The sequence below is a fragment of the Pseudomonas sp. 6D_7.1_Bac1 genome (genome assembly GCF_025465945.1).
In the GTDB taxonomy this organism is placed as follows: Bacteria; Pseudomonadota; Gammaproteobacteria; order Pseudomonadales; family Pseudomonadaceae; genus Aquipseudomonas.
In genome coordinates this window covers 1-14,040 of sequence record NZ_JANLNW010000068.1, presented here as the reverse complement: position 1 = coordinate 14,040, position 14,040 = coordinate 1, and the positions used below count along the sequence as shown (strand labels likewise).

The window sequence follows — 14,040 nt, the reverse complement described above, 5'->3', positions numbered from 1 at the left end:
TTTTTGCCCATTTCAGAGCCTGTTTTATGACTGCCACCCCTGACACTCGACCGGCGCCGTTCTCCCGGTCTGACTACAAGACCCTGGGCCTGGCGGCCCTCGGCGGGGCGCTGGAAATCTACGACTTCATCATTTTCGTATTTTTCGCCCTGACCCTCAGTCAGCTGTTCTTCCCACCGGAAATGCCCGAATGGCTGCGTTTGCTGCAAAGTTTCGGGATTTTTGTCACCGGTTACCTGGCGCGTCCGCTGGGCGGGATTCTGATGGCGCACTTCGCGGATCGGCTGGGGCGCAAGAGAGTCTTCAGTTTGAGCATCCTGATGATGGCGCTGCCGTGCCTGCTGATCGGGATCATGCCGACCTACGCCCAGATTGGCTATTTCGCACCATTGCTGTTGTTGCTGCTACGGGTGTTGCAAGGCGCGGCGGTGGGCGGTGAAGTGCCAAGCGCCTGGGTGTTCGTGGCCGAGCATGCACCGGCTGGCCATCGGGGGTATGCCTTGGGTTTCCTGCAGGCCGGGCTGACCTTCGGTTACTTGATCGGTGCGTTGACCGCGACCTTGCTGGCACAGGTTTTTACCCCGACGGAAATCCTCGATTATGCCTGGCGTTACCCGTTCCTGCTGGGGGGCGTGTTCGGGGTGATTGGCGTCTGGTTGCGCCGCTGGCTCAATGAAACCCCGGTGTTCATGGCCATGCAGGTGAGTCGCGAGCTGCACGTCGAGCTGCCGCTGCGCACCGTGTTGCGTGAGCATCGGCTGGCAATGCTGCCGGCGGTGATCCTCACCTGCGTGTTGACCTCGGCAGTGGTGACCTTTGTCGTCATCACCCCGACCATGATGCAAAAAACCTTCGGCATGACCGCCAGCCATACCTTCGCCCTGAGCAGTCTCGGCATCGTGTTTTTGAACATCGGCTGTGTGATCGCAGGTTTGATCGTCGACCGTATCGGCGCCTGGCGCACGGTGCTGCTCTATAGCCTGTTATTGCCGTTGGGGATTGGCGTGCTCTACACCAGCCTGATCGGCGGTGCACAGTGGATTGGCCTGGCCTATGCCATCGCCGGTCTGAGTTGCGGGGTGGTCGGGGCGGTGCCATCGGTGATGGTCAATCTGTTCCCGGCGCGGATTCGCGTCTCGGGGATTTCGTTCACCTACAACATTGCCTACGCCATTTGGGCCAGCATCACGCCGTTGTTGCTGATCGGTCTGATGCCCTGGAGCCCATGGATTTGCGTGATGTTCTGCGCGGTAATGGGGGCGGTCGGGATCAGCGCAGCGCTGTACTTCGGTTCGCGCCTGCCGCGGGTCGAACATGCGGCTGGCGTTGAGGCACTTCAATCGTAAGGTTCGTCTTCCCCAAGCACCCTTCAAGGCGCCGGTTTTGAGGCGTTGCTGTGTGGATGATGGCCATGTGCCAACTATTTTTGTAGGACAGCCTCGAAACACTCTTCAGAAAAATTTTGTAATGCCGATGGTTAGGCTGAAGGACGCTCTCAACCCTGCCCATCGGTGCATCGCTATGTTCAACAAACGCTTGAAGCAGGAGCTGTCAGCTCTTCGCGAGGAACTCTCCAGCCTTCAACAAGTGAAGGACAGTCTGGAAAGCGAGATGCTCGTGCTCACCCTGGACCCTGAAGGGCGGGTGCAATCGATTAACCAGAATTTCGCCCAGGAAATGCTCTACAAGGGCAATGACCTGATTGGCCGGCACATCGAAGATATCGTTCCGGTCCATGTCAAAACCGATGAGTTTCACCTGCGCTTCAAGAATGCTCTGACCCGTGGCGAGCACTTCGCGGGCGCCGTACGTTTGCTCAGAGGCAATGGTGAGGAAGCGTGGTTGCGTTCGATCTCACAGCCGATTCGTAGCTCGGACGGCCGGATCAAACACTTTTCGATTTACTCCAGCGACCTGACCCGCACCATTGAAGCCTCCCGTGAGCACGAGAATCTGCTCGGGGCGCTGGTTCGTTCGACGGCGGTGATCGAGTTCGACCTCAACGGTAATGTGCTGACGGCCAACGACCGGTTCTTGAACGGTATGGGTTACAGCCTGGCGCAGATCAAAGGCAAACATCACCGCACGTTCTGTGAGCCAGAGGAGTACAACAGCTCCGCGTATCAGGACTTCTGGCGGCGTTTGAACGCCGGTGAGTTCGTGGCTGACCGCTTCAAACGCGTCGACAGCCACGGCCGGGTGGTCTGGCTCGAGGCGTCCTATAACCCGGTGCTCGATGCCAACGAAAAACTCTACAAAGTGGTCAAGTTCGCCACCGTGATCACCGATCAGGTCAACCAGGAGCAAGCGGTCTCGGAAGCGGCGAACATCGCTTACAGCACCTCGTTGCAGACCGACAGCTGTGCGCAACGCGGCACCACCGTGGTCACTCAGGCAGTGGATGTAATGCGTGAACTGGCCAGGCATATGCAACAGGCCGGTGAAGGGATCGAAGCGTTGAACGAGCAGTCGCTGGTGATTGGCACCATCGTCAAAACCATCAGTGGTATTGCCGAACAGACCAACCTGCTGGCGCTCAACGCCGCCATCGAAGCGGCACGTGCCGGTGAGCAAGGACGAGGTTTTGCGGTGGTGGCGGACGAGGTTCGACAACTGGCTTCGCGAACCAGCAAAGCCACCGACGAAATCGTCGGCGTGGTGCGTCAGAACCAGGATATGGCGCGCGATGCCGTGGTGCTGATGACCGACGGCAAACTCCAGGCCGAACAAGGTCTGGCATTGGCCGCCGAGGCGGGCACGGTGATCGTCGAGATTCAGGACGGCGCGCAGAAAGTGGTAAACGCGGTCGGGCAGTTCGCCAATCAGCTGTCGACCTAAGCGCGGCTTGAGCGAGCCTGTCCTCGTTCTGAGGTACAGGCCGCTGTTCAGTTTCGTTCTGCACTACGTCCGAGGTGATACCGCTACAATTCGCTCTTTTCTCAGGAGCAGACATCCATGAGCGTTTCCCACCGCCGTCCGGTTCCCTTGTCCAAGGCCTACCGTCTGCTCAATCATGGGCCGACCGTACTGGTCAGTGCGGCCCATGACGGCAAGCGCAATATCATGGCGGCGGCCTGGGCGATGCCGCTGGACTTCGAGCCGCCAAAAATCGCCGTAGTGCTCGACAAGTCGACCTGGACCCGTCAGTTGCTCGAAGCGTCGGGCAGCTTTGTGCTGAACGTTCCCTGCGCCGCCCAGGCCGACATCGTACAAACCGTCGGCTCGACGTCCGGTCTTGAACGGGACAAGTTCCAGGCCTATGGCCTGCAAACATTCGCCGGTGAACAATTTGATGCGCCAATGCTTGAAGGTTGTGTGGCCTGGCTGGAATGTCGCCTGCTGCCCGAACCGCACAATCACCAGCAATACGACCTGTTTCTGGCCGAAGTGATTGCCGCCCAGGCCGACGAGCGCGTATTCAGCGAGGGTCGTTGGCACTTCGAAGGGCACGATGCATTGCGCACGCTGCACCATGTTGCCGGTGGCCATTTCCTGAAAATTGGCGATCCGGTGGCCGGAAAAAATCTGGACGATTGAGCGTCGTCAGATCCACAGATCATTCACTGCCGTGCGCTCGCCACCTTCGCTCCCGGTATTGAGCACGCCCTTGGGTTCGATCAGCAGCAGTTGGACTTCCTGTTCGGCAAACGGTTTGTGCTCGACGCCCTTGGGTACCACGTACATTTCACCTTGGGACACCAGCACCTGACCGTCGCGAAAGTCGATGCGCAATTGGCCTTCCAGGACGATAAAAGTCTCGTCGGTGTCCTGATGATCGTGCCAGATGAAATCCCCCAGCAGTTTCACTACCTTGAACTGGTAGTCGTTCATTTCGGCGATGACCCGGGGCGACCAGTGCTCGTTGATCTGCGCAAGTTTGTGGGCAAGGTTCAGACTTTGATACGGCTGCATGGCACGGCTCCCGTTGGCGGATTGTGAGCCCACGATAGTCAGCGCGGCCGCGTACTTCTTGCACGATTGTGCATGGCTTACGAGCGATGCATTTTCATCCAGCGGGCGGGTGACAGGCCGTAGGTCTTGCCGAATTGGCGGGTCATGTGGCTCTGATCGCTGAACCCGGCAATCAGCGCAGCATTGGTCAGCGACTCGCCCTGAATCAACAACGAGCGCACCAGATCAAGGCGGCGCATGGTCAGGTAGCGGTAAGGACTGGTGCCGAACAGTAAGCGAAAGTCCCGCGACAGACTCCAGCGATCACGTCCGCTGTGGTCGGCCAGTTGATCCAGGGTCACCGTTTGGTTGAGCGCACTGTGCATGAACTCGCGAGCTCGCTCAGCCGCCAGATAATCAAAGCTCTGGCGATGCGCGGATACCCCTGATACGGCGCTCATGGCGTGCGCCAGATCAAACAGCGCATCCTGCTGTTCCAGCGTATCGAGTGGGCGGTCGAGGCTTTGCAGCAAGACCTCGGTTGCAGCGAACAAGCGTGGATCGGTGGAAATGCCGGTCTTGATGAAAGGGAGCGGTTGGCCGCCGAGCATCTGCTGGATCAGTGCCGGCTCGACATAGAGCATCCGGTATTTAAAGCCGTCCTCGGTCCCCGCCTCGCCATCGTGGACTTCGTCCGGGTGCAGCACCATGGTCGTGCCCGGCAGGCTATGGCGCCAATCTCCGCGATACTGAAAGCTCTGCACACCGGACAGCGTGCGACCAATAGCGTAGGTGTCGTGACGGTGGAGGTCGTAAGCGTGACCCGAAAAAAACGCCTCGATACGCTCCAGCCCGCTCGAATCGGGGGCTCGCTGGAACCAGTCGGTGAGGCTTTTTTGCTTGCCCATGAGGAGCCTTCTTGGCCGGGTGCTCGGTGACGAACACGGTAGCTCAGGTGCGGGTTGGCTGTCAGCCGGATTACCGGTTGATTGATCCATATGCGATTGACACGGGAACTGAATCTTTAACCGGTTCTGCTTGCCGTGTTAAGAAGCACTACTCTTTAGAAGCGAGGCTCGCTGATGACCGATTCAAACAATACGCAGGTGTACCTGTTTTCCTATGGAACCCTGCAGGACAAGGTCGTGCAACTGGCCAACTTCGGGCGCGAGTTGTCCGGCAGTGCCGACCAGATGCTCGGTTACGAGCAGTCCTGGGTGGAAATTACCGACCCCGAAGTGTTGGCGACCAGTGGCAAGACCCACCATCCGATTTTGCGTCCCGGCGCTGCTGACAGTGCGCCGATCCCGGGTATGGTATTTCAGATCACGCCCGCGGAGTTGGCGGCCGCTGACAGCTACGAAGTCTCGGATTACAAGCGGGTCAGCGTAGTGCTGGCGTCCGGGATCGAGGCGTGGGTTTATGTAAGTGCCTGAGTCTGCAAGAGCAGACGCTGCTTGAATCTTCTGTGGTTTTACCGAATGATGCGAAAAATCGTATACAAAAACTATTATTCGAGGTGACAACATCATGAAGGTCAGCGCACGTAACGTTTTCAAGGGCACCATCAGCCAGTTGCAGGCAGGCGCGGTCAATGCCGAGGTTGCACTGACACTGTCCGGCGGTAATCAACTGGTTGCCGTGGTGACCATGGAAAGCGTCAAGAGCCTTGGTCTGGCGGTCGGCAAAGAAGCGGTCGCTCTGGTGAAGGCGCCGTGGGTCATGCTGATGACTGAGTCCAGCGATATTCGCCTCTCGGCGCGCAACTGCCTGGAAGGCAAAGTCACCAGCGTCACCGATGGTGCGGTGAATGCCGAAGTGGTGATCCGGCTCGACGGCGGCGCCGAGGTCTATTCGATCGTCACTCGCGAAGCGGTTGCGGAACTGGGTCTGGCTCCTGGCGTTAGCGCTACTGCGGTAATCAAGGCATCGCATATCATTCTGGGTGTGCCGGCCTGATATCAGTGGCGAGCAGGGGCGGGCCAGGCCCACCTCTGCGTTGCTGTCAGATTCTCGGAGCGGCGCAATCGGTCAAATGCCTCTGACGGGTTTGATCAGGCTCTCTGCCGGAATCCCGAACAGCTCATGAAGTTTCCAGATCATCGGCAGCGTCAATGCACGTTTGCCGTTGAGCACCTCATACACCCGGTTTGTCCGGCCAATGGCTGGCGCCAGGTCAGCGGCAGACAAGCCCGACTGTTCCATGCGAAATTTGATTGCATCTATCGGGTTGGGCAGGTCAACCGGAAACTGCTTCGCTTCGTAGGCCTGAATGAGGGTGATCATGACGTCGAAGTAGTCACCTTCAGGCGTGCCCGGTTCAGGTTCGTTGTCAAATAGCGCAGACACTTCCTTGAGGGCCGCACGGTAGTCCTGTTCGGTGTGAATCGGACGAATATTCATGGGTTACTCCATTTCAACGGTATCGGCGTCGATAGCGTCGTACTGCTCGTGGGGGCCGACAAACTTTATGTAAACGGCCCCGAAGCGGTAGGCCACAGCGACGACAAGTCGATAGTCGTTGCCCTTGATGTTGAACACGACTCTACGGCTCTTGAGAATACTGGCGCTGCCAAAATGGGCCTTGATATCCGCAGGGGTTGCCCAGTTCGCGTTTTTTGCTTCGTCAATCCAGGCGAGGAATGACTGCTCTGAGTCAGGGAATCTTTCCCAAAATCCTTTTATGTGACTGATAGCGATAATTCTCATGAGGCGATCCTAGTCCCGTGGTGGGACTGTTGCAAGGCTGCGAAAATAAGAAGCGATGTACGGACTTGTCGAGCATGGAAGATCTTATGCGCTGGCCGAGCCCATGAATGTCAGGTAAAGACTGGGGCGCGGGATGATCCAGAGCCTTTGCCCATAAAAAAGGGCCTACCTCGCGGTAAGCCCTTTCGTGTTTCCATTCCCGATCAATCTCCCAACGCCTCGCCTTCACGCCGTGGGTCCGCTCCACCAGCCCAAGAGGCTTTGCCCTGCGCATCACGCACTCGAACGATGGCCTGGGTGCCGCTGGTCATGTCGATTTCATTGACCGCATGCCCTTTGTCCTTGAGGGCCTGGATCAGCGCCGGGCTGAACTGACCTTGCTCCAGTTCGGTCGGGCCGTTGCGGCTGCCGAAGTTGGGCAGGCTGATGGCGGCTTGCGGGTCGAGGTTCCAGTCGAGCATGCCGACCACTGACTTGGCGACGTATTCAATGATTTGCGAACCGCCGGGCGAGCCGACCGTCGCGACCAGCTCACCGCTGTGGCGATCGAAGATCAGCGTCGGTGCCATGGACGAGCGCGGGCGTTTGCCGGGTTCGACGCGGTTGGCCACGGGTTGGCCGTTTTCTTCGGGGATGAACGAGAAGTCGGTCATCTGATTGTTGAGCATGAAACCCTGCACCATCAGGTGCGAGCCGAAGGCAGCTTCAACAGTGGTGGTCATCGACACCGCGCCGCCCTGATCGTCGACGGCAACCACTTGCGAGGTGGAGATCCGCAGTGGCGAGCGGTCAGGGGCGTAGGCCACCTGAATGCCCGGAGGAGTGCCAGGTTTGGCGCTGCCCATGCTGCGCTCACCGATCAAGGTTGCACGGCTGGCCAGGTAGGCAGGGGAGACCAGTCCGGCGACCGGAACCGGCACGAAGTCCGAGTCGGCGACGTACTGCGCGCGGTCGGCGTACGCCAGGCGCTCGGCCTCGGCAATCAGGTGCACGGCTTCAGGTGCCGGTTCGATGCCTGCCGGTTTGTTGGTCTTGATGGGGCTCAATGGCGCCAGAGCGAAGCGACTGTCGCGGCTTTCGAGCGCCTGCAAGGTGCCGAGGATCTGTGCCACGGCGATCCCGCCCGAGGATGGCGGTGGCATACCACAGACTTGCCAGCGCTTGTAGTCGGTGCACAGCGGGGCGCGCTCTTTGGCGCTGTAGCCTTTGAGGTCGTTCAGCGACAGGCTGCCGGGGTTGGTATTGCCCTGAACCTTGGCGACGATCTCCTGCGCAACCGGACCTTGATACAGCGCACTCGGGCCTTCTGTGGCGATGCGTTTGAGGACCTTGGCCAGGGCCGGATTTTTCAGCAGCGTGCCCACGGCTTTCGGGTTGCCATCGGCATTCAGGAAGTACGCGGCCATGTCGGGCGAGCGTGGCAGGAACGGGTCGGAGGCAATCATCGTGTGCAGGCGTGGCGAAATCGCAAAGCCCTTTTCCGCCAGGGCAATGGCCGGCTCGAACAACGTCGCCCATGGCAGGCGACCGTGCTTCTGATGGGCCAACTCCAGTGCGCTCAATACACCCGGTGTGGCGACCGAGCGACCACCTATCTGCGCCTCGGTGAACGGCATGGGTTTGCCGTCGGCTTGCAGGAAGAGTTTTTCAGTCGCACCGGCGGGTGCGGTTTCACGGCCGTCGTAGGTGCGCACCGCCTTGCCGTCCCAGAGTACGATCAACGCGCCGCCACCGATCCCCGAGGATTGTGGCTCAACCAGCGTCAGCACCGCTTGCATGGCGATGGCGGCATCGATTGCCGAACCGCCCTGGCGCAGCATCTCCCGCCCGGCAGCGGCTGCCAGCGGATTGGCGGCTGCGGCCATATGCCTGGAGGCGTATTGAGTGTGCAGGTCGGTGCGATACCCCGAGGCGATTTCCGGGGCCACCGGCAAGGCACTCGCGGACGGCAAAGAGGGTGGGGTGTTGCAGGCAGCGAGGGTCAGCGCGGTGGCTATCAGCGAGAGGGTCGCCAGGCGGTAGCGGCTCAAATGGAAGGCTGGGAACACGTGGAACACTCCATCCGTGGGATAAACGATCGGCGGACTGTATCGGCCAAAGGCGTCAGCTGCAACGCTGGTCTTGCGCAGGTTGATCGATGGATGGGTACTTTTTCCCTTCTTCAGCGCAGGGTTTTTCTGTAGGGTCGGGGGCGCGAGATCTTCGCTAATAACAAGCCAATAACAACAAGAGGCCGACATGCAGACCGAGTTCCCAACGCAGCCAGGTTACCGCACACAGCGTGAACAGTTTCTGGCGGCAGCGACCGCAGCCGGCGCCCGGTTGACCGAATACCCGCATCCACTCAAAGGGCCGTTCGGCGAGCCCCTGAGCACTGACGTGGCGGTGCTCGGCAACCCCGACGCAAAGCGTCTGCTGGTGATGTTGAGCGGTACCCACGGGGTTGAGGGTTTCTACGGTTCGGAGTGCCAGATCAACTGGCTGAACGAGTTCGGCAAACGCCCACTGCCCGCCGACGTCGCGGTAGTGATGATCCACTTGATCAACCCTTGGGGTACGGCGTGGTTGCGTCGCGTTAATGAAGACAACATCGACCTGAACCGCAACCACCTGAACTTCGAACGCCCGCTGCCCGACAATCAGGCCTATGCGGCGTTGAACGAGATTTATACCTTCAGCCAGTTGCAGGGCCCGGAGCGTGATCGCGCCGATGCCTTGCTCGCCGCACAGTTAAGCGAGCATGGCTGGCCGGCAGTGATGTCGATTGTCGAGGGCGGTCAGCACAGCCATCCCGATGGTCTGTTTTACGGCGGGCTGGCGCCGAGTTGGTCGAACCGGACGTTGCATCAGATCATTGCGGCGCATCTTTCTCAGGCCGAGGTCGCCATGTGTTTCGACCTGCACTCCGGCGCGGGAGAGTACGGCCATCCGATGTTGTTGACCGTTACCCAAGAGGCCTACCCGGCACTGGAACAGGCGCAGTCCATTTACGGTCCGTGGCTCTACACCATACAGACCGGCGCGCAGACCCAGAGTGAAACCGGGATTGCCGCCACAGCTACCGGCTACACCTCACAGGCGCTGCTCGATGCGTTGCCGCAGGTGCGCCTGATGCCGTTTGTCATTGAGTGCGGCACCTACCCGGGAGAAGCGGTGCATGCTCATCTGCGCGACGATCACTGGCTGCACCTGCACGGTGATCCGAGTGATGCAGTGGGGCGCGAGATCAAGTTGAATCTTCTTGAGCAGTTCTATCCCGCCGACAGTGACTGGCAGGAAATGGTCTGGGTTCGCACCCGGCAGATATGGGAAAAGGCGTTGTCTGCATTGCCCACGATATAGTCGAACGCCTCGGCGCGTGATGAACACTGCGGCTCACATCGCGATGTGGGCCGGCGGTGGACCAGGCACTTTTCTTCAGGCATAAAAAAACGGCCTACCTTTCGGTAAGCCGTTTTTAGTACTTGGTGGCTACACAGGGACTTGAACCCCGGACCCCAGCATTATGAATGCTATGCTCTAACCAACTGAGCTATGTAGCCAAGTGGCGCGCATTATTGGCTCGTAACGATGATGTGTCAAGCGTAAATCTAAAATATTTCTCTACGCTTTCAACCGCTTATCGACCTGACCCGCAAAAACGGATGAGTTTGCCGCTTCAACCCAGCTGAAACCGCCCGGTATTCTCGCTCAACGCCCTGCTGCCCGAACTCAAGGTGTCCGCCGCCAGGTTCACCGCCCGTGCCCCTTCGAGCAGGCGTACGGCGGCCTGATCGACCTGCTGGATGTTGCCACTGACCTCATCGGCGGTGCTGGCTTGCTCTTCAACCGCAGTGGCGATTTGCGCCAGGGTATCGGTGACGCTTTGCACCGCGCTGGCGATTTCCCCCAGGCGTTCACCGAGACCGGTGACCGCTTGCGCGTCAGTTTGGGCCTGGTCGCAGGCAGCTTCCATCAAACTCACGGCTTCGTTGACGGTGCTGCGCAGGCTGTCGACGGTGCCGGCGATCTGCGCGGTGGAGGACTGGGTACGTTGCGACAGGCTGCGCACTTCATCAGCGACTACCGCAAAACCTCGACCTTGTTCACCTGCACGGGCCGCTTCAATGGCGGCATTGAGCGCCAGCAGATTGGTCTGCTCGGCAACGCCGCGAATGGTGTCCACCACCAGTTGAATCTGCTGCCCTTGTTCGCTGACTCGGCCCAGGGCGGCGGCGGTGTCGTTCAGTCGCTGGTTGAGCTGCTGAATGCTCGCCGTGGTGCGTTGACTGTCGCGGCTGCTCTCGGCGGCTATGCGCTGGGTCTGCTGAGCGCTGCCTGAGGCCTGTTCGCAACTCTGGGCGACCCCTTGCGAGGTTGCGGCGAGCTGCGTGGCCGCGGCGGCGATCTGGCTGATCTGCAACTGTTGGGCTTCGACTTCGCCCAGTGCACCGCTGGCGTGAGTATTGAGGGCTCGCACCGCGTTGCTCAGTTGCAGGGTTTCGTGATCGACCCCCAGCAGGCTGGTGCGCAGTTGCACCACCGCAACGTTGAGTGCAGTGCTGATCGCTGCCAGTTCATCGCGACCGTGTACCGGCACTTGCAGGCTCAAGTTGCCATCGCGCAGGGCTTCGGCCAGCAGCGTGATGCCGCTGGCACTGCGGCGGATCGAGGCTTGCAAGCAGATGAACAAATATAGCGCGGCGAGCAGCAGGCAACCGAGGACGCTCGCCACCAGAATGAACTGGCGAATGGCTGAGCCGTGGTAGTAGTCCAGGCGCTGATCCAGTGACACCAGTGATTGCTGACGCAGCGAGGCGAGGTCAGTGAGGAGGGCGTCGAGGTTGCGCTCGAAGTCTTCCGGTTTGAGCGTGATGCTGGCGCCGAACATGCCGTCATCCAGCCCTTTCAACCCGGCGTCCAGATGCTTGAGGCTGTCGTGGTATTGCCCGGCCCAGGCCTGCAACGCACTTGGCAACCGTGCTTCGAGCAAGCTGCCGGTCTTGATCAACTGCTCGCGGGCATCGCCAATACGGCTGCGCAGGTCGCGCAGTTGCAAGCGGCTTTGCAGCGAGAATTGTCCGGACACCACCGATGCCTGGCCGATGCTGGCGAGGCGACCGACCCGTTCGATCAGGTCCGGTGCGTGCTGGGTCGAGATCTGCGTCAGCAAGTACGTTTCCAGCCACGGAGCCAGTGTCAGGCGGTTGTCCATGGCGATCTGTTCGCGCAGTGCTTGCAGCGCGCTGAGGGCCGCAGTGAAGCGCTCATAGCCATCCGGCCACCAACCAACGCTGCTCAGGCTTTTCGAGTCCAGACCATTGAGTGCGGTTTGCAGGGTTTGATAGCGACTGAGGGTGTCGGCCTCGGCCCCTTCGGTTGTCAGTGCATGGCCCAGATCGTTGACGGCTTGATTCAGTGCAGGCTGCACCGCATCGAATGCGGCCATCGCGGCGACGGTGGCCGGTGTTGGCTGGCGATTGGTTTCAGTGGCGCGCCAGCGGGCGGCGCGGTCACGTTGGGCGGCGAGCAGGTTGTCCAGCGCATCGAGGGCCAACAACTGGTGCACGCCGGCACGCTCGCCTGCGATCAGGGTGAGTTTGTCGCGGTAATCCAGGCCAATCATCCACAGGCTGCCCGCCAGCGGCAGGATAAACAGCAGAAACAACAACTGAAACTTGCGGGCGAAACCGAAACGCCCAAGCAGTCCAATCCCCGGTGCCAGAAAAGCCTGCATGCCCGACTACTCCTCTGGGCACCACGCACCATTGGCGTGCGGTCGCGGCGATATGACCGCAACCCGTGCCCTCATAAAAGGCCTCGAAAGTTCACCTCGACGGGTCATGTAGGACCGGCGCTGTAGTGAAACTTCCCATTCTCGATCCCCTTTGTAAGGGGCCGCGTTGAAGCGGATAAGTAAGGCAAGATTCAGACCATGGCTTTGCGCTATTACTTGACGGTTGATTATTTAGAGGTCGTTAGCAGGCTAAGGGGATGGCATTGCTGCACTGAAAAATGGCACATTGGCGCACCTGCAAGTGCGCTCACTTCCGTTGTATGGACACTCTCATGGCTACCAGTAACGCTCAAACTGCCGTATCGCCGGCCCCTGCGACTTCGCAAAGCAGCCCGTTGGTCATGCGAATCATCGGCGCAGTGGCGCTGGCGCATTTGATCAACGACCTGATTCAGTCGGTGCTGCCGTCGATCTACCCGATGCTCAAGGCCAATTACGGGCTGACCTTCACACAGGTTGGCCTGATCACCTTGACCTTTCAGCTCACGGCATCGCTGTTGCAGCCGTGGGTCGGTTACTACACCGATCGCCATCCCAAGCCGTATCTGTTGCCGGCAGGGATGATCTGCACCTTGATCGGTATTCTGATGATGTCTCAGGTCGGCAGTTTTCCATTGATTCTGTTGGCGGCGGGGTTGATCGGGATCGGCTCTTCGACCTTTCACCCGGAAGCGTCTCGCGTGGCGCGGTTGGCCTCGGGCGGGCGTTTTGGCCTGGCGCAATCGACCTTTCAGGTCGGGGGTAACGCCGGCTCGGCGTTCGGGCCGCTGCTGGCGGCGGCGATCATCATTCCGTTCGGCCAGGGCAACGTCGCCTGGTTCGGTTTGTTCGCAGTGTTTGCGTTGGTGGTGTTGTATGGCATCAGCCGTTGGTACGCCAACCACTTGAGCCTGTTCAAGCTCAAGCAAGGCCAGGTGGCAACTCACGGGTTGTCGAAGGGCAGGGTGATCAGCGCCTTGGTGGTACTCGGATTGCTGGTGTTCTCCAAGTATTTCTACATGGCGAGCCTCACCAGTTATTTCACCTTCTACCTGATTGAGAAGTTCGACCTGTCGGTGGCGAGTTCACAGCTGCACCTGTTCCTGTTTCTCGGGGCTGTCGCGGCGGGGACTTTTTTTGGTGGGCCGATTGGCGACAAGATCGGCCGTAAGGCGGTGATCTGGTTCTCGATCCTCGGCGTTGCACCGTTCACCTTGATCCTGCCTCACGTCGATCTGTTCTGGACCAGCATCGTGAGCGTGGTGATTGGCTTCATCCTGGCCTCGGCATTCTCGGCGATTGTGGTCTACGCGCAGGAACTGGTACCGGGAAATGTTGGGATGATTGCCGGGGTGTTCTTCGGTCTGATGTTCGGTTTTGGCGGGATTGGTGCGGCGCTGCTGGGGCATCTGGCGGACATTCACGGCATTGAATACGTGTACATGCTGTGTTCGTTCCTGCCGTTGTTCGGGGTGTTGGCGATCTTTTTGCCAAGGACCAAAAAGATCTGACCCTACACAAATCTAATGTGGGAGCGGGCTTGCTCGCGAAAGCGGTCTGTCAGTCGACATCAATGGTGAATGTCGATCCGTCTTCGCGAGCAAGCCCGCTCCCACAGTAGTTCGGTGGTGAGGCCGGTGATTCTTTCAGGCACAAAAAAGCCGCGTATAAACGCGGCTCTTTCT

At 59.6% G+C, this 14,040-nt stretch carries 13 protein-coding genes, 1 tRNA gene and 1 pseudogene; 8 read left to right on the top strand and 7 right to left on the bottom strand.

Annotation, left to right across the window (positions count from 1 at the left end; all coding sequences use genetic code 11):
- Positions 1–26: 26 nt before the first annotated feature.
- The 4 genes and pseudogenes from NTD87_RS18135 to NTD87_RS18120 all read left to right on the top strand — a co-directional run bounded on the left by NTD87_RS18135 (position 27) and on the right by NTD87_RS18120 (position 3,537).
- On the top strand, positions 27–1,346 hold the full coding sequence (locus tag NTD87_RS18135; RefSeq protein WP_262115442.1) for an MFS transporter: 1,320 nt from the start codon (positions 27–29) through the stop codon (positions 1,344–1,346).
- A pseudogene (locus NTD87_RS28105) lies at positions 1,315–2,298 on the top strand (PAS domain-containing protein); the annotation flags it as partial. The gene NTD87_RS18135 and the pseudogene NTD87_RS28105, both read left to right, overlap by 32 nt.
- 108 nt (positions 2,299–2,406) lie before the next feature.
- On the top strand, positions 2,407–2,838 hold the full coding sequence (locus NTD87_RS28100) for a methyl-accepting chemotaxis protein (RefSeq protein WP_401123478.1): 432 nt from the start codon (positions 2,407–2,409) through the stop codon (positions 2,836–2,838).
- 117 nt (positions 2,839–2,955) lie between these two features.
- Positions 2,956–3,537 carry a flavin reductase family protein gene (locus NTD87_RS18120; RefSeq protein ID WP_262115441.1) on the top strand — a complete coding sequence of 194 codons (582 nt, stop codon included), beginning with the start codon at positions 2,956–2,958 and terminating at the stop codon, positions 3,535–3,537.
- A gap of 6 nt (positions 3,538–3,543) precedes the next feature.
- On the opposite strand, the gene NTD87_RS18115 is transcribed toward NTD87_RS18120, so the two are convergent.
- Together NTD87_RS18115 and NTD87_RS18110 are read right to left on the bottom strand one after the other, a co-directional pair.
- Positions 3,544–3,912 carry a cupin domain-containing protein gene (locus NTD87_RS18115; protein WP_262115440.1) on the bottom strand — a complete coding sequence of 123 codons (369 nt, stop codon included), beginning with the start codon at positions 3,910–3,912 and terminating at the stop codon, positions 3,544–3,546.
- 77 nt (positions 3,913–3,989) lie between these two features.
- Positions 3,990–4,799 (bottom strand): AraC family transcriptional regulator, encoded by an 810-nt coding sequence (locus NTD87_RS18110; RefSeq protein ID WP_262115439.1) that lies wholly within the window; start codon positions 4,797–4,799, stop codon positions 3,990–3,992.
- A gap of 174 nt (positions 4,800–4,973) precedes the next feature.
- Between NTD87_RS18110 and NTD87_RS18105 the strand changes: the two genes are divergently transcribed.
- On the top strand, positions 4,974–5,327 hold the full coding sequence (locus NTD87_RS18105; RefSeq protein WP_262115438.1) for a gamma-glutamylcyclotransferase family protein: 354 nt from the start codon (positions 4,974–4,976) through the stop codon (positions 5,325–5,327).
- Between the two features lie 94 nt (positions 5,328–5,421).
- The gene (locus NTD87_RS18100; RefSeq protein WP_262115436.1) at positions 5,422–5,850 is read left to right on the top strand and encodes a molybdopterin-binding protein; all 429 of its coding nucleotides are present in this window, start codon (positions 5,422–5,424) and stop codon (positions 5,848–5,850) included.
- Between the two features lie 72 nt (positions 5,851–5,922).
- Here the strand turns inward: NTD87_RS18100 and NTD87_RS18095 are convergent, their stop codons facing one another.
- The 3 genes from NTD87_RS18095 to ggt all read right to left on the bottom strand — a co-directional run bounded on the left by NTD87_RS18095 (position 5,923) and on the right by ggt (position 8,648).
- A complete protein-coding gene (locus NTD87_RS18095) occupies positions 5,923–6,294 on the bottom strand; it encodes a type II toxin-antitoxin system HigA family antitoxin (RefSeq protein ID WP_262115434.1) in 372 nt (123 codons plus the stop codon).
- A 3-nt stretch (positions 6,295–6,297) separates the two neighbouring features.
- Positions 6,298–6,600 carry a type II toxin-antitoxin system HigB family toxin gene (locus tag NTD87_RS18090; protein ID WP_262115433.1) on the bottom strand — a complete coding sequence of 101 codons (303 nt, stop codon included), beginning with the start codon at positions 6,598–6,600 and terminating at the stop codon, positions 6,298–6,300.
- 203 nt (positions 6,601–6,803) lie between these two features.
- Positions 6,804–8,648: a gamma-glutamyltransferase gene (gene ggt, locus NTD87_RS18085; protein ID WP_262115432.1), complete on the bottom strand. Its 1,845-nt coding sequence runs from the start codon at positions 8,646–8,648 to the stop codon at positions 6,804–6,806.
- Between the two features lie 190 nt (positions 8,649–8,838).
- On the opposite strand from ggt, the gene NTD87_RS18080 reads away from it, so the two are divergent.
- Positions 8,839–9,942, top strand: coding sequence for a M14 family metallopeptidase (locus tag NTD87_RS18080; RefSeq protein ID WP_262115430.1), 1,104 nt, complete (start codon positions 8,839–8,841; stop codon positions 9,940–9,942).
- A gap of 123 nt (positions 9,943–10,065) precedes the next feature.
- Here the strand turns inward: NTD87_RS18080 and NTD87_RS18075 are convergent.
- Both NTD87_RS18075 and NTD87_RS18070 read right to left on the bottom strand, forming a co-directional pair.
- Positions 10,066–10,142, bottom strand: a tRNA-Met gene (locus tag NTD87_RS18075).
- 116 nt (positions 10,143–10,258) lie between these two features.
- Positions 10,259–12,316: a methyl-accepting chemotaxis protein gene (locus tag NTD87_RS18070; protein ID WP_262115429.1), complete on the bottom strand. Its 2,058-nt coding sequence runs from the start codon at positions 12,314–12,316 to the stop codon at positions 10,259–10,261.
- 332 nt (positions 12,317–12,648) lie between these two features.
- Between NTD87_RS18070 and NTD87_RS18065 the strand changes: the two genes are divergently transcribed.
- Positions 12,649–13,866, top strand: coding sequence for an MFS transporter (locus NTD87_RS18065; protein WP_262115428.1), 1,218 nt, complete (start codon positions 12,649–12,651; stop codon positions 13,864–13,866).
- Positions 13,867–14,040 lie beyond the last annotated feature (174 nt).